General features: G+C 60.8%; 18 protein-coding genes and 1 tRNA gene. 11 read left to right on the forward strand and 8 right to left on the reverse strand.

From position 1 onward, the window contains the following. The first annotated feature begins 66 nt into the window (after nt 1-66). Nucleotides 67-399, forward strand: a complete 333-nt coding sequence (locus AX760_RS28160) for a phage portal protein (protein ID WP_083531135.1) — start codon at nt 67-69, stop codon at nt 397-399. 285 nt (nt 400-684) lie between these two features. On the opposite strand, the gene AX760_RS09820 is transcribed toward AX760_RS28160, so the two are convergent. Both AX760_RS09820 and AX760_RS09825 read right to left on the reverse strand, forming a co-directional pair. Further along, nucleotides 685-774 (reverse strand) — tRNA-Ser (locus tag AX760_RS09820). A 231-nt stretch (nt 775-1005) separates the two neighbouring features. Next, on the reverse strand, nt 1006-3231 hold the full coding sequence (locus AX760_RS09825) for a caspase family protein (protein WP_071832705.1): 2226 nt from the start codon (nt 3229-3231) through the stop codon (nt 1006-1008). Nucleotides 3232-3606: 375 nt separating this feature from the next. Here AX760_RS09825 and AX760_RS09830 point away from each other — a divergent pair, with 375 nt between their 5' ends. The 4 genes from AX760_RS09830 to AX760_RS09845 all read left to right on the forward strand — a co-directional run bounded on the left by AX760_RS09830 (nt 3607) and on the right by AX760_RS09845 (nt 6289). Further along, on the forward strand, nt 3607-3963 hold the full coding sequence (locus AX760_RS09830; protein ID WP_071832706.1) for a PilZ domain-containing protein: 357 nt from the start codon (nt 3607-3609) through the stop codon (nt 3961-3963). Nucleotides 3964-4052: 89 nt separating this feature from the next. Further along, nucleotides 4053-4466, forward strand: a complete 414-nt coding sequence (locus AX760_RS09835; RefSeq protein WP_071832707.1) for a DUF2177 family protein — start codon at nt 4053-4055, stop codon at nt 4464-4466. Between the two features lie 207 nt (nt 4467-4673). Then, nucleotides 4674-5042, forward strand: a complete 369-nt coding sequence (locus AX760_RS09840; protein ID WP_071832708.1) for a PilZ domain-containing protein — start codon at nt 4674-4676, stop codon at nt 5040-5042. Between the two features lie 131 nt (nt 5043-5173). Then, entirely contained in the window at nt 5174-6289 is a 1116-nt protein-coding gene (locus AX760_RS09845; RefSeq protein ID WP_071832709.1) for a pyridoxal phosphate-dependent aminotransferase, read from the forward strand. A 148-nt stretch (nt 6290-6437) separates the two neighbouring features. On the opposite strand, the gene AX760_RS09850 is transcribed toward AX760_RS09845, so the two are convergent. Continuing rightward, nucleotides 6438-6704 carry an SEL1-like repeat protein gene (locus AX760_RS09850; protein ID WP_071832710.1) on the reverse strand — a complete coding sequence of 89 codons (267 nt, stop codon included), beginning with the start codon at nt 6702-6704 and terminating at the stop codon, nt 6438-6440. Nucleotides 6705-6944: 240 nt separating this feature from the next. Further along, nucleotides 6945-7199 (reverse strand): hypothetical protein, encoded by a 255-nt coding sequence (locus AX760_RS26700; protein ID WP_139276076.1) that lies wholly within the window; start codon nt 7197-7199, stop codon nt 6945-6947. A 29-nt stretch (nt 7200-7228) separates the two neighbouring features. On the opposite strand from AX760_RS26700, the gene AX760_RS09855 reads away from it, so the two are divergent. The 5 genes from AX760_RS09855 to AX760_RS09865 all read left to right on the forward strand — a co-directional run bounded on the left by AX760_RS09855 (nt 7229) and on the right by AX760_RS09865 (nt 10320). Further along, a complete protein-coding gene (locus AX760_RS09855) occupies nt 7229-7570 on the forward strand; it encodes a DUF2147 domain-containing protein (RefSeq protein WP_071832711.1) in 342 nt (113 codons plus the stop codon). 333 nt (nt 7571-7903) lie between these two features. Next, nucleotides 7904-8071 carry a hypothetical protein gene (locus tag AX760_RS26470; RefSeq protein ID WP_087149210.1) on the forward strand — a complete coding sequence of 56 codons (168 nt, stop codon included), beginning with the start codon at nt 7904-7906 and terminating at the stop codon, nt 8069-8071. A 13-nt stretch (nt 8072-8084) separates the two neighbouring features. Beyond that, entirely contained in the window at nt 8085-8261 is a 177-nt protein-coding gene (locus tag AX760_RS27150) for a hypothetical protein (protein ID WP_087149211.1), read from the forward strand. A gap of 139 nt (nt 8262-8400) precedes the next feature. Next, a complete protein-coding gene (locus AX760_RS09860) occupies nt 8401-8727 on the forward strand; it encodes a YnfA family protein (RefSeq protein ID WP_071832712.1) in 327 nt (108 codons plus the stop codon). A 90-nt stretch (nt 8728-8817) separates the two neighbouring features. After that, the gene (locus tag AX760_RS09865; RefSeq protein ID WP_071832713.1) at nt 8818-10320 is read left to right on the forward strand and encodes an AMP nucleosidase; all 1503 of its coding nucleotides are present in this window, start codon (nt 8818-8820) and stop codon (nt 10318-10320) included. 15 nt (nt 10321-10335) lie between these two features. Here AX760_RS09865 and AX760_RS09870 read toward each other — a convergent pair whose 3' ends face one another. Both AX760_RS09870 and AX760_RS27155 read right to left on the reverse strand, forming a co-directional pair. After that, a complete protein-coding gene (locus AX760_RS09870) occupies nt 10336-11250 on the reverse strand; it encodes a diacylglycerol/lipid kinase family protein (protein ID WP_071832714.1) in 915 nt (304 codons plus the stop codon). Between the two features lie 44 nt (nt 11251-11294). Further along, nucleotides 11295-11456: a hypothetical protein gene (locus tag AX760_RS27155; protein ID WP_175552039.1), complete on the reverse strand. Its 162-nt coding sequence runs from the start codon at nt 11454-11456 to the stop codon at nt 11295-11297. Between AX760_RS27155 and AX760_RS09875 the strand changes: the two genes are divergently transcribed. Further along, nucleotides 11455-11994, forward strand: coding sequence for a histidine phosphatase family protein (locus tag AX760_RS09875; protein WP_245294973.1), 540 nt, complete (start codon nt 11455-11457; stop codon nt 11992-11994). The genes AX760_RS27155 and AX760_RS09875 overlap by 2 nt on opposite strands. Nucleotides 11995-12064: 70 nt before the next feature. On the opposite strand, the gene AX760_RS09880 is transcribed toward AX760_RS09875, so the two are convergent. Then, nucleotides 12065-12682, reverse strand: coding sequence for a L,D-transpeptidase (locus AX760_RS09880; RefSeq protein ID WP_071832741.1), 618 nt, complete (start codon nt 12680-12682; stop codon nt 12065-12067). Nucleotides 12683-13080: 398 nt separating this feature from the next. Further along, on the reverse strand, nt 13081-14745 hold the full coding sequence (locus tag AX760_RS09885; protein ID WP_071832742.1) for an electron transfer flavoprotein-ubiquinone oxidoreductase: 1665 nt from the start codon (nt 14743-14745) through the stop codon (nt 13081-13083). Nucleotides 14746-14849 lie beyond the last annotated feature (104 nt).

The raw sequence follows: 14849 nt of genomic DNA on the forward strand, positions 1-14849 counted from the left end.
ACCATTCCCGACGAGTCCCAACCACTCGGACACCCCGTAGAGGCTTGAAATGAGAGATTCGGCGCCATATCGACGCTTCGCAATCGCCTCCTCGGCTTCTCGCGCACGCGCGGCTTCGACGCTGCGGGCAGTAGGCGGCGTTGGGAAGGGGCGCGGACGGTCGATGGGCGGAGCGCGGCGATCCTGCCGGACGCGACCACGACGGCGCTGCGGGCCGTGTGGTATGCACGCAACGAACCGTGGGTCGCAGCTGCGGTAGACCGCCTAGTGGGCAATGTCGTCGGCGCGGGGATCAAGCCGCAATCCACCTATCCAGCTGGGGCGGTGCGGGGTCAATGCAAACATCTTGAATGGGACCCAGAGACGAACCAAGTCGCGCTCGGCCAGAGTGAAACTTGAAAAGTCAGCTTTCGACAGCGTTTTTCCGACGCCAGTCTTGTCCGCGAGCCGAACGTTTTTGGAAACTCACGAAAGCTACCACTGAAAAAATCCATTCACATTCAACGTCTTAAAGCTGAGCACTAAATCTGAAAAGTCATGAGGTCCGGAGAATATTGGCCCAGAGAGAACGCTTCCAGCTCACCTGGTGCCGGGGCCACTGCTCAGCCACACGTGCATAACCCCCGAAAACAACGGAAAAATCCGGGCTTGGCCGGAAGGGGAGAACGCTTTGGCAAAGGCAAGTGGCGGAGAAGATGGGATTCGAACCCACGATACCCTTCCGGGTATACTCCCTTAGCAGGGGAGCGCCTTCGACCACTCGGCCACCTCTCCGTTAGCGCCTGACTAGAGTCCAATAGGTGTCATTGCAAGGCTTTTTTCGGAGCGGGATGAAAAAAGCGGGGTTTTGCGGTGGGTGTACGGATGATCCGCATTGGCGCGGACGGTATGTCGGTGGGTATGACGCCAAGATCCGGGCGAAACCGGCTTTTCCGGCGGCTGGCGGCCGGTGCGCACGGTCCGGATGCCGGGCCATCAGGGCCCGGCAGGGTTTGTATCCGGCGATCAGGTCTTTTTCGCCAGGCGGTCGATGGCATTCAGCGTCGATGCGCCGAAATCGCCGTCGAGCGGGCCGCTGTAAAGACCGCGGTCCTTGAGCAGTGCCTGCAGCGCCTTGCGGAATTCCGGGGTGAAATTGTTCGGGGACGACTTCATTTCCTGGAATTTGGCCGGGTCGCCGCCCTCGATGCTGGCCGCAGCCCAGCGGGCAGCCTCGCGCGCATCCGATTTCGTGCCGAGGCCATAGTCGTAGAGCCGGCTGAGATTGCCCATGGCATAGGCGCTGCCGGAATTCGCGGCCATTTCATACCAGGCGCGCGCTTGGGCGTAATCCTGCGGGACGCCGTTGCCGACATCGTAGAACCAGCCAAGAAGCGCCATGGAATAGGAATCGCCAACATTGGCGGCCTTTTCGTACCACGCCTTCGCCTCGAGATAATCCTGCGCCGTACCCAGGCCGTTCTGGTAGGCCCAGCCGAGCGAGGACATGGCATTGGCGTCGCCCGCTTCCGCCGCCTTCTGGTACCAGGAGAGCGACAGGAACAGGTCTTTCTGCAGGCCAAGCCCCTCGCGATAGAACCAGCCCAGCGTCGCCATGGCATTGGCATAGCCCTGGTTGGCCGACATCTGGTACCAGCGGACGGCTTCATTGTAATCCTGCGGGATGCCGCCATAGCCTTCGCGGTAGAGCCAGCCAAGCGAGGCCTGGGCATAGGAGTTGCCGGCATTGGCGGCCTGCAGGAACATCTGCCGGCCCTTCTCGACATCCAGCGCGCCATCGGTGCCGTAGATCGAGAACCAGGCCAGATTGGTCAGCGCATACATATTGCCGCCGTCAGCCGCCTTCTGATAGTTCTGGCGCGCTTCCGGATAGTTGCGCCCGGAATCCTGGGCCCGGCCGAGCATATTGACGAGCATCATGTCGTCAGGATTTTCGTTGACCGCCTGGGCGCAGGCCGTCAGTGCCCGGTTGGAATCGAGTTTCAGGAAATTGACGCCGAGGAAGCCGGGCATCGACTGCGGCTCGCCAGCCAAAAGATAGCAGTCCCTTGACGCCTGCGTGTCCTTGCCGGTTTCCGAAATATTGAGCCCGCGCTGCGGCGCAAGTGCTGCGATCTGGATCTCGGCCTCGCCCTTGTGCTTGCTGTCCGGATAACGCTCGAGGAAGCGGGTCAGGGCCGCTGCATCGGTCGACTGCCTGAGCGCATCCCAGGCGATTTCGTCCGGCGCGACATTGCTGGTCTCGGCCGCCTCGGTCAGAAGCTTCAGCTTCTTCTCGGCCAGCATCTTGTAGACCGGATCCCCGCCATGCTTGGCGAGGAAGACGTCGATCAGATCCTTGTCGGCAAGGTCGCGGATGTTCTGCCAGTCGGCGGCGGCTTCAGACTGGCCGTTCGGGGAGACTTCCTGGGTGCTGTTGCCTGTTGTCGTGACGTTGATATTGACTTCCTTGATATTGAGGAAGATCTGCGCGCCGCCGAGCGATCCGTAGACGAAGGGCTCCTGGCCGCGATTGGTGGCGTTGACGACTTCGTCGCGGACCTTGCCCAAGGCGATACGGACATCAACGCCCGGTTCGGTCAGGTATTTCGACAGCGCCGTTGCAAACGGACTGTTTTTGCCTTCACCGTCCAGCGCGACCGTGCCGGCCTTGGAGGCGAAAGCCACCAGCAGATCGGCCGATTCGGGCTCGACACGGGCAAGGCCGCGGCTGACCGCACGCGTCGAGATCGAACGGGTCATCGACTGCTCGAACGGATTGTTGCGGCAGGCATCGAGAATCACCAGCTTCAGCCGGGTCGCGCCCTCCAGCGAACGCTGGATGCGCTCCAGCGGAATGGCTTCATCCTCGACATCCTTGTCCGTCTTCAGATTGACATCGACCGGCAGCAGATAGTTCTGGCCGTTCATTTCCATGCCATGGCCGGAATAATAGATGATCGCGACTTCCGCGCCTGTCGCGCTGTCCTCGAAATCGCGCAGAGCCCGCACCATGGTGGCACGATCGACGTCATGGATCGTGGTGACGGAATCAAATCCCGCCTGCTCAAAGGATGCCTTCATCAGATCGACGTCGTTGGCGGGATTGTTGAGCTGCGATGTCGCCTGATAGGCGGCATTGCCGATCAAAAGCGCCACGCGCTTTGCCTGCGCCTGGCCCGCCTGAACGAAGGCCATCGAGACAACGAACAGAAACAACGGCAGCCACCGCCATGAACGACCATTTATCATGTTTCTTCCTCCGCAATCCGAACCGATAGCCGGCAATCCCGTTTGCCGATGCAGGGTCTGGCAATTCGCCTGAACGTCCGGCATGTCTTGACCATCGGCTATGTCTTTTGAACAGACCCGATGACGGCGCCACGGCTGGTGCCCTCGACTGCCCTTCGTGTCAAACTATTACGTATGGCCCCGATGCTTTCAATGTCTGCCTTTCAAGTTTTTTAATCAAGCGCTCGCTTGCGAAAGGCCGCCACAAGGCCAGTGCAAGGCTGACAGCGCAAATGGTCTTGACGCTGCGTCAAAAGCAGGCAGAGTTTGGCTCTGCCCGCACATGGACCGGCGAGCAGAGCCGCAGTCAAGAACCAACCCTTTCCGGAGCGTCCCATGTCCATGCTGATGCACGTTGCTGACGCAAAGCCAGGTCAACTGACCACCACACACAAGCACTATTACATTGAGCGGCCCTGCCGGATCCTGATCATCGGCCAGCACCTGAAGGCAAAGACGAAATACAATTGCCTGCTGCGCCATATCTCCATCGGCGGCGCGATGCTGGACTTCAATCCGGTGATCGAACTGCCGAAGAATTTCTTCCTGGAGGTCGTCGGCTTTCCGGAGGAAACCGGGTGCACGCAGGTCCACCGTCGGGGAACGGAGCTTGGCGTTCGCTTCAACGTGCCGCTGACGCAGGAATTCGTCAGACGGCTGATCCGGCAGGCCTTCTCCAGCGCGGCGCTATAGGCGTCGCATCGGCCCACATCGCTTTTTTCGCACGGGGTTCAATCCAGCTCTTCCGGCAGTTCGTAACAGAACAAACAAGGGAGCGTCGGATGAAGACCTTTTTGATCGCCTATGCCGGGACCTTCACGTCCCTTCTCATTGCCGATGCCATCTGGCTGGGGCTTGTCGCCAAGACCTTCTATCGGGATCAGCTCGGCGACATGATGCTGCCTTCGCCCAATCTGACGATCGCGGCGCTGTTCTATGTGTTCTTTGCCGGCGCCGTCGTCCTGCTTGCCGTCTTGCCGGGCCTCAAGTCCGGATCCTTCACCATCGCGCTTGTCTACGGCGCTGTCCTCGGCCTTGCCGCCTACGGTACCTATGACATCACCAATCTGGCGACGCTGAAGGGCTGGCCGCTGACCATGAGCATTGTGGATATGACCTGGGGCACGTTTGTCACGGCATTTTCCGCAAGCTGCGGTTACTTCCTTGCCAGAAGCCTGGCCGGCACGGCCTCCTGAGCGCGCGTTCGGCATCCGGCATCCGATTCCCGGGGAGCGACAAAACCTAAAATTTTAGTGAATGCTTTCAACGGATTGCAATGTTCCTGCGCAAACATGCAGCAAGACGGAACACAGGTCCGAACATGACCTGCGCCGTCTCGAAGGCGCCAAGGCTGAAAAACCAAGGTTGCCGGCGGACAGCAGAGAGCCACTGAAGGGTTTACCATGTCGCAGTCGTCGATTTTATCCGTCGTGAAATCCGAAATGTACACGCGCCGCTACGAGCACTTCAACATCGGCCAAGTCGGCACGTTGATGGCCGTGCGGCCGGCACTCGGCGGCGTCACGACGCGCACCTGCAAGATGATCGATATCTCGCTCGGCGGCGCCACCTTCTCGGTCAACACGACGATGGGCCTGCCGCAGCATTATTATCTCAACATCATCGGTACCAACAAGCGCATCGGCTGCGCCGAGGTTTACCGCAAGGACAACCGGGTCGGCGTCCATTTCATCAAGCCGATCGACGAAAAGTTCCTGCATGAAATCGTGCGCTATGAATTCTTCACCGGACAGGCGCTGAAAAAGCATTGAGGCGCGGCAAACTGCAGGCCAAACGATCGTTTCGGAAGCGCAGCAAACGGGCGAATGGACTGGTTTCCATTCCGCTCAAACGCCGCTAGATTGAACGCTGTTTCCCTCCGGTTCAGGTTCAGCACACTGCAATGTCGGCATTTTCCCGTTTCACGCCCCTCGTCAACGCCCTGCCTTCCACCATCCCCTTTGTCGGTCCCGAAGCCATCGAGCGCCAGCGCGGCCGCACGATCGCAGCGCGCATCGGCGCGAATGAGAGCGGCTTCGGTCCGGCGCCGTCCGTCTTCGACGCCATTGCCAGGGCTGCCAGCCAGACATGGCAATACAACGATCCAGAAAACCATGACCTGAAGCAGGCGCTTGCCACCCATCTGGGAACTGCGCCCGCCAACATCGCTGTCGGAGAGGGCATAGACGGGCTGCTCGGCCAGATCGTCCGCCTCGTCATCGAGCCAGGCATGCCTGTGGTGACTTCGCTCGGCAGCTATCCGACGTTCAATTTCCATGTCGTCGGCCATGGCGGGCGTCTTGTCACGGTTCCCTATGCCGAAGACAGGGAAGATCTCGACGGTTTGCTCGACGCGGTGCGCCGCGAGGATGCGCCGCTGGTCTATTTTGCCAATCCGGACAATCCGATGGGCAGCTGGTGGGATGCCGGGCGCGTGATCGATTTTGCCCGGGCGCTGCCGGAGACGACACTTCTGATCCTGGACGAAGCCTATTGCGAGACTGGCCCGGACAGTGCCCTGCCCTCGGTCGCCTCGCTGATCGAGATGCCGAATGTGTTGCGCACCCGCACGTTTTCAAAGGCCTACGGTCTGGCCGGGGCGCGTGTCGGCTTTGCTGTGGGCACGCCGGGAACCGTGCAGGCTTTCGACAAGATCCGCAATCATTTCGGCATGAACAGGATCGGAACCGCGGCCGCGCTCGCGGCACTGGCCGATCAGGATTATCTGAAGGACGTTCTCACCGGGATATCCGCCAGCCGTGCGCGGATTTCGGCCATCGCCCGCAATGCAGGTCTTGTGCCCCTACCATCCGCCACGAATTTCGTGGCGATCGACTGTGGACGGGATGCTGCATTCTCGAGAGCGATCGTTGATCGCCTGATGGATGTACACGGGATCTTCATCCGCATGCCGGGTGTTGCCCCGCTCAACCGCTGCATCCGCATCAGCACCGGTCCGGAGGCGGACATGGCGCTGCTGGAAGAAGCCCTGCCGCAGGTGGTTGCGGCATTGGAGTAGCTTGTCGGCAGTAGGCAGTAGGCAGTAGGCAGTAGGCAGTAGGCAGTAGGCAGTAGGCAGTAGGCAGTAGGCAGTAGGAAAAAAGATCCCATTACTATTGGCTATTGGCTATTGGCTATTTCCTATTTCCTATTTCCTGTTGCCTCAATCAGTGCATCGTCATCCATTCGCGGGCGGCGCGGAGCGCTGCGGCGAGTTCGAGCTTGTTCATGCTGGCAGCGAGATCGGCGCGCAGGGCGGCGGCCCGGTCTGAGCCCTTGATGGCAGCGATGTTGAGCCATTTATGGGCTGCGATGAAATCGACGTCACAACCACGCCCGGTTGCATACATCAAACCCATTTCACAAAAGACGTCTGCGCGATTTTCACCACCCATCGTCGCATCCGAAGCATTCTGAATATCAAAGCGTGCCATTGTCCGTGTCCCTGTTTTGCCTGGTTGATCTGCTTGCAGTCCCTGTTTTTGCTTGCCTTTTTTTGGCGCCCTGGGGGCCGGCCGTCTTTTGCGGCTTTCGGCCCCCAAGGGGTTCGGCGGGTGTTTTTCCCTGCTCGTCTTATGGATTTGAGTATGCACCGGTGGTTTCAATACACGCTTAAAACGCATGCTTAATTTGCAACGAACAAAGTTCAAACGATTGGTAAACTTGGGTTTTTGTTAAACATCGCAGGTCCCGGAAACGCTGGCTTTTGCTTCAATCTTTACGAAAAATTCAACTGCCGATTTCAACCAATCGCTAACCACGAAAACGGTCTGCATTCTCGGCGCATCGAAAACAGTCCGCAAAAAAGGGCTTCGCAGCAGTGCAATTTCCTGCAAAAGCAGCGGCCAGGCATATTTACCTTTACGTTCGCGTAAGTTATTTTCGGATGATCGAGCGGTGAGGAGACCGCTCGCCAACATCATGCGCATCGTCTGATGCGGAGCCTGGAGGAGGAAACATGATCCGGACACTGATTTTGAGCACGGCCTTTACCCTTGCAGCTGCGGGCGCCAGCCTCGCTGCTGAACCGATCGTCGGCAACTGGAAGACCGCAAGCGGTGAGACCGCTGCCATCAACCAATGCGGCGGCGGCTACTGCATCACCCTGAAGACCGGCAAACACGCCGGCCGCAAGATCGGCGCGATGGCCGGCGGCGGCAATGCCTACAACGGCGAGATCACCGATCCGGCCAATGACAAGACCTATAGCGGCTCGGCCTCGATCAATGGCGGCTCGCTGAAAATGCGCGGCTGCGTTCTCAAGGTGCTGTGCAAGTCGCAGACCTGGACACGCATGTAGTCCAAACCGCATCGACCCGGCCCTACCGGGTCGATGCCCGCGCCAGCCCGCAGCCATCCTGTCATGCCTTACCGGTCGACGGATGATGCCTCGCTCCGCGCCCGGAAGCCCGGCACCTTAGCCAAGGCCCAAACCTTTCTTCCGATTCGACAGGCCTTTCATCTTGCGAACTTTCGTCGTGCGAGGCGCTGGACGCTGCACTCCCCTGCCCGGCCCACACGGCACCGCTGTTGAAAGATGAACGGGAGATGAACCGCAGTCTCAGCCGCAGTTCAGTTTGCGTGTGGCAAAACACAATCATCGCACTAAACCCTGATTACGACGGACAGAACCATGGACATTCTCGCACGGCGCCTCACCATCATCAGCCTCCTGATGGTCATCTTCGCAATGCTTCTCGCAGCCGCAGTCAGCGCCGACACACAGCGGCGCAACGGCTATGCAGGCGCGATGGCCGACTGCACGGCGCATACCGCGCAATTCTGCCAGGCCCGGCTCTAAACGAGAGAAAATCATGTTCGCCACCCTGATCCACTCCGCCACCGTCTCACTGCGCATCATGACGATTACCGCGATCCTGATGTCGCCGGTGGCCGCCCTTGCCTACAGCAAGGCTTCGGATCTGGGGATCAGCAAGCAGGGTGCCGGCCTTGTTCTGTTCGTGACGCTTCAGCGCCAGGCAATGATCTGAGGCCGATACACTGGCGCCGGCCATCCCCGCCGGGATGTTCTGTATAGGCCAAGCGGGGGGCGAAGTCGGGGGCAAACCCGCAGAAACATCTTGCGGCCCTGTCCCCCTTGCCTTTCTATCGCCGGGCGAAGGGACAAAGATGACTAGATCCACCCTGCTAGCCTATAGCGCCGCCGCCATCTTCGAGATCGGCGGCTGCTTTGCCTTCTGGGCCTGGCTGAAGCTGGACAAATCGGCGCTTTGGCTCATGCCCGGCATGGTATGTCTGGCACTTTTCGCCTGGCTCCTGACACTTGCCGACACGGCGGCGGCCGGCCGTGCCTATGCTGCCTATGGCGGCATCTACATCGCCGCTTCGCTTGCCTGGCTATGGCTGGTCGAGGGCGTGCGTCCCGACCGCTGGGATATGACCGGCGTCGTGCTGGCCCTGGTCGGCAGTGCCGTGATCCTTGCAGGACCACGCTGAACAGGCGGCGCATGCCGGCATTTGCGGTGGACGAGCAAAGGCGCTCGATCTTGTCGTTTGCTTGTCAATAACAGCATCCTATAATACCGCATGAGCAAACGAATCTCTTCCCTCTCCGCCCTTTCCATCACCACGCCGGATGCCTACGAGCCGCAGTCCTTCGACGATGCGGTCAAGGCCGTCGACGCGCTGGCAACACTCTACGAGCGCAACACCACCTTTCTGGTGAATGCCTTTGTCGAGCTTGGCAAGACGGGCACACCGACATCGCGCTACCGCGCCTGCTACCCGCAGGTCAGCATCGAGACGAGCAGCTACGGCCATATCGATTCGCGCCTCTCCTATGGTTATGTCAGCGCGCCCGGCGTCTACACGACGACGATCACCCGTCCGAAACTCTTCCGGCATTACCTGAAGGAGCAGCTCGGCCATCTCATTCGCAACCATGGCGTCGCGGTGACCGTCTCGGAATCGTCGACGCCAATCCCGCTGCATTTCGCTTTTGGCGAAGGCGCCTATGTCGAGGCATCGCTTGCCGAAAACATCGACGTGCCGCTGCGCGACCTGTTCGATACGCCGGACCTGACAACGACGGATGACGAGATTGCCAATGGCGCCTACGAGCCAGGCCCCGGCGAGCCTTCGCCGCTCGCCCCGTTCACCGCACAGCGGATCGATTATTCGCTCGCCCGCCTCAGCCACTACACGGCAACGAATGCAACGCATTTCCAGAACTTCGTGCTGTTTACCAACTACCAGTTCTACATCGACGAGTTCTGCATCTGGGCGCGCCAGCAGATGGCCGATGGCGGCAATGGCTACACCGCCTTTGTCGAGCCAGGCAACATCACCACCCAGGCCGGGGCCGATGCGCCGGACAGTGAGCTGACCTTGGCGCGGCTACCGCAAATGCCGGCCTATCACCTGAAGAAGAAGGGCCATGGCGGCATCACCGTCGTCAATATCGGCGTCGGCCCTTCGAACGCCAAGACAATCACCGACCATATTGCCGTGCTGCGCCCGCATGCCTGGCTGATGCTGGGCCACTGCGCCGGCCTGCGCAACAGCCAGACGCTCGGCGACTATGTGCTGGCGCACGCCTATGTGCGCGAGGACCATGTGCTCGATGACGACATACCGGTCTGGGTGCCGATCCCGGCGCTGGCCGAGGTGCAGGTGGCGATGGAAGATGCCGTCGCTGAAATCACCGGCTATGAAGGCTACGACCTGAAGCGGATCATGCGGACCGGGACCGTGGCGACGATCGACAACCGAAACTGGGAACTGCGCGACCAGCGTGGCCCGGTCAAACGACTGTCGCAGTCGCGCGCCATCGCGCTCGACATGGAATCGGCCACGATCGCTGCCAATGGCTTCCGCTTCCGGGTGCCCTATGGCACGCTGCTCTGCGTTTCCGACAAACCGCTGCATGGCGAATTGAAGCTGCCGGGCATGGCGACTGCCTTCTACAAGACGCAGGTCAGCCAGCATCTGCAGATCGGCATCCGCGCGCTCCAGAAACTCGCCGCCATGCCGCCGGAAAAGCTGCATTCGCGCAAGCTCAGGAGCTTCTTCGAGACGGCCTTCCAGTAGGACCCCGTCCCGACATCACGCTGCCGGCGCCTCGTCCTTGCCGACCAGGAGCTTCAATTCACCCGGATGGATGCGCAGGCTGACGTCGCCCTTCAGCGGCACCAGTTCGCCGTCGAGGACGCAGTTGATGCCGCGCCGTTTTTTGGGAAAGTGCAGCTCGATTTCGGAGGCGCTGGTTTCGGTGATCAGCGCACTCTCGCGGAACTTGCCGCGAATGATGTCCGTGGCAAGCTTGGCCACGCCGGAAGGTTTGAGCGGCGGTGCGGTGTAGAAGCCGAGACGACCGCCTGTGACATCGTCGGCATACATCAGCGCATTGGCGCCGAAATGATTGTTGGACACCGAAAGCGCCGAAATATCGCGATGCTCGCGCACACCATCAATGTGGAAGTCGATGCTGAATTCCGGCGGATTGAAGATGACGTTGACGGCGGCGCGCGTGCTGGCGCGGATCTTTCCCCAGCGCGAGGCGAAATCATAGCTGTTGCGATAGCGCACCATGCGCGCATGCAGACCCATCGAAAACTGGTGCACGAAGGCGCGGCCGTCGACGCTGCCGATATCGGCAGCGATGATCCGGCCATTGGCGAGAACCGGCAGCACCTGATAAATGTCGAGCGGCAGCTTCAGCGATCGGGCAAACAGGTTCATCGTGCCGGCCGGGACGATGCCGAGCGGCATGCCGTTCTTCCAGGCGACGCCGGCCGCCGCAGAGATCGTGCCATCGCCACCGCCGGCAATCATGGCATCGAGATCGTCACGCCCGGCGGTTTTTTCCAGGACATCGCCCATGTCGTCGCCGGAGACAGTGGCGATCTCGATCTGATGCCCGGCCGCATGGAAAACCTCCTCCACCTCCGTGGCATAGGCCTCCATATCGGTCGTACGGAAGGTTCCTCCGTCACGATTGAAAATGGCTTTGATCTTCATGAGTTTTCCCGATTGATCGCCTCGAGGCGGAAGACAGGTTCCGTTCACATCCGATCCGGATGCACGCTGCCATAGATAGGTGTGAATTTGCCGCAGAACAGGGGCTTGACCCAGACGGGCCGCGCCGCATCTTTGATCGTCAACGAAGGTGCGAGGATGATGGCGAAAAAACCGATCCGGTGGGCAATGCAGGCGGCGGCACTCATGCTCTTCTGTCTGGCGACGATGCCGGCCCGGGCCGATGACGGCTGGGCTTTCCTGCTGGCGCCCGGCACGCATGCGCTGATGCGCCATGCGCAGGCGCCCGGAACAGGCGACCCTGCCAATTTCCGGCTGGGCGACTGTGCGACCCAGCGCAATCTCGATGACGATGGCCGCGCCCAGGCACGGGCCGCCGGCGCAGCCCTCAGGGCCAAGGGCGTCAGGTTCACCCATGTGCTGTCCGGAGAGTGGTGCCGGACGAAGGAGACGGCGCGCCTCCTCGATCTCGGGCCAGTTGAGGACGAGCCGCAGCTCAATTCTTTTTTCACCGACCGGTCCACGCGGGCGAGGCAAAGCGCAGCCATCATTGCCCTTCTGAAATCCTACCCGGCGCAAGAAAAGGCGATCCTCGTCACCCATCAGGTGAACATCACCGCGCTGACAGGGATCGTGCCGCGATCCGGCGAGATCACGGTCGTGTCGATCGATCCGCAAGGCGCGCTCGAGGTCGTCGGCCGGATCGACGCGCAGGCGCTGCGCTAGGGAGACGCAGCCGGGAAACGCCTGTTCCTGCGGAGTTATCCTGCCTCTGGATAGGGGATACCGTCCGCCCTCAGGCCTGCAGCACCACGACGCGACCGCCGGACTGGACGCGGCCGTAGAGGTCGATGACGTCGTGGTTCATCATGCGGATGCAGCCGCTCGACATGGCAAGACCGATGGATTGCGGCTGGTTGGTGCCGTGAATGCGGAACAGCGTGTCGTTGCCGCCGCGATAGAGATAGATGGCGCGGGCACCGAGCGGATTGTTGGGGCCGCCGGCAAGACCGCCGGCATATTTCAGGTTCTTGCCCGGATCGCGGCGGATCATGTTCGGGGTCGGCGTCCAGGTCGGCCATTCGGCCTTGCGGCCGATCGAGGCGACGCCGGCCAGCGCATAGCCGTTGCGGCCAACGCCAACGCCGTAGCGCATGGCGCGGCCATTGCCGAGCACGTAATAGAGGCGGCGCGCCGGCGTATCGACGACGATCGTGCCGGCCTTTTCAGTGGTGGCATAGGCCACTTCCTGGCGGCGCAGCTCCGGCTTGATCTTCTCGAGCGGCACCGCCTTCAGCGGATAGGGCTCGTTGGGAAGGGCCGCATAATTGGCGCGCTGATCGACGCCGGATGAGGAACAGCCTGCCAGAAGGGCAGAAAAACCGAGGAGCAGGCTGCGGCGCGAGATCGACATGAACAGTCCCTTAAGATTCGATGGATGCAGCGAATTTAAGGAAAACATGGTTAATACAGGGTTAAGTGCCGGCGACGCAGTTCATGCCTGTGGCAAAAATGTGCGCGACGGGCGCGTTTGCGGCCGGCCCCTCGCCACGACCTGATGGTGCAGCCGTCGATACAGACCATTCTAAAAACTATTGATTTATACGGAGATAAAAACTCTCCACCGTCATTCCCGGGCTCGTCGCAAGGATCCAGCCACGACGCGTCTGCGTCGTGAAAGGAGACTTCTGCGTTCACGGACTTGAACGCGCTGGATCCCCGCCACAAGGGCAAGGATGACGGAAAGGAGTGGATCCGCATTCCGCCGGAAGCCCCGATGGCGGCGCTCCGGGCGGGCCTGCAACCCGAGTATTACATATTCGGATAGACCGGACCCTCTCCGCCCTGGGGCGGGACCCAGTTGATGTTCTGGTTGGGGTCCTTGATGTCGCAGGTCTTGCAGTGGACGCAGTTCTGGGCGTTGATGACGAAGACGTCTTGCCCGTCCCTTTCCACCCATTCATAGACGCCGGCCGGACAGTAGCGGGTCGAGGGGCCAGCATAGATGTCGTGTTCGGAGCGCTTCTGCAGCTCCATATCCTTGACCTTCAGATGCACCGGCTGGTCTTCCTCATGGTTGGTGTTCGACAGGAACACCGAGGAGAGGCGGTCGAAGGTCAGGACGCCGTCGGGCTTGGGATAGTCGATTTTCGTGTGTTTTGCGGCCGGCTCCAGCGATTGCGCATCGGTCTTGCCATGTTTCAGCGTGCCGAAAAACGAGAAGCCGAACAGCTGATTGGTCCACATGTCGAGGCCACCGAGCGCGACGCCGGCTGCGGTGCCGAGCTTCGACCAGAGCGGCTTGACGTTGCGCACGCGCCGGAGGTCGGTGCCGATATCGGTGGCGCGCCATTCGTTTTCGATCTCGACCGGCTCGTCATTGGCGCGGCCGGACGCGATCGCCTCGGCGATCTTGTCGGCGGCCAGCATGCCCGACAGCACGGCATTGTGGCTGCCCTTGATGCGCGGCACGTTGACGAGACCGGCGGAACAGCCGATCAGCGCGCCGCCGGGGAAGGACAGTTTCGGCACCGACTGGTAGCCGCCCTCGGTGATGGCGCGGGCGCCATAGGACAGCCGCTTTCCGCCTTCGAAGGTGCCGCGGATCGTCGGATGCGTCTTGAAGCGCTGAAATTCCTCGAAGGGATAGAGATAGGGGTTCTTGTAGTTCAGATGCACGACGAACCCGACGGCGACCATGTTGTCTTCGAGGTGATAGAGGAACGAGCCGCCGCCGGTCTTCATGCCAAGCGGCCAGCCGAACGAGTGCTGCACCAGACCCTGCTTGTGGTTCTCGGGCTTGACCTGCCAGAGTTCCTTGATGCCGAGGCCGAATTTCTGCGGTTCGCGATCCTTGGAGAGGTCATATTTCGCGATCAGCTGCTTGGCGATCGAGCCGCGCACGCCCTCGCCGATCAGCGTGTATTTGCCAAGCAGTTCCATGCCGCGCGCGAAGCTCGGGCCGGGCTCGCCGTTTTTCTCGATGCCCATATCGCCGGTGGCAACGCCGGTGACGGCGCCCTTGTCATTGTAGAGCACTTCGGTCGCGGCAAAACCCGGATAGATCTCGACGCCGAGCGCTTCGGCCTTTTCGGCGAGCCAGCGACAGACATTGCCGAGCGAGACGATGTAATTGCCGTGATTGCTCATCAGCGGCGGCATGGCGAAGTTCGGCAGGCGGATCGAGCCGGCCGGGCCGAGCAGCAGGAACTGGTCGTCGGTGACTTCGGTCTTGAAGGGATGCCCCGCCTCATCGCGCCAGCCAGGCAAGAGCCTGTCGATACCAACGGGATCGACCACCGCGCCGGACAGGATATGCGCGCCGACTTCAGCACCCTTTTCCAGGACAACGACCGAAAGGTCCGGATTGACCTGTTTCAGCCGGATCGCGGCCGATAGACCGGCAGGCCCGGCACCGACGATCACCACGTCGAATTCCATGCTTTCGCGCTCGGGCAGTTCTTGTGGCTCGGTCATCTGGTCGTCTCCCGTCACATCCGGATATTTTTGCCCGGTTTGTTCCCAATCCTGCATTCCGTCATGGCAAATACAGCCGAACTTGTCGAGCCAGTCTGCGACGG

It is taken from the genome of Pararhizobium antarcticum (assembly GCF_001885585.1).
In the GTDB taxonomy this organism is placed as follows: Bacteria; Pseudomonadota; Alphaproteobacteria; order Rhizobiales; family Rhizobiaceae; genus Pararhizobium; species Pararhizobium antarcticum.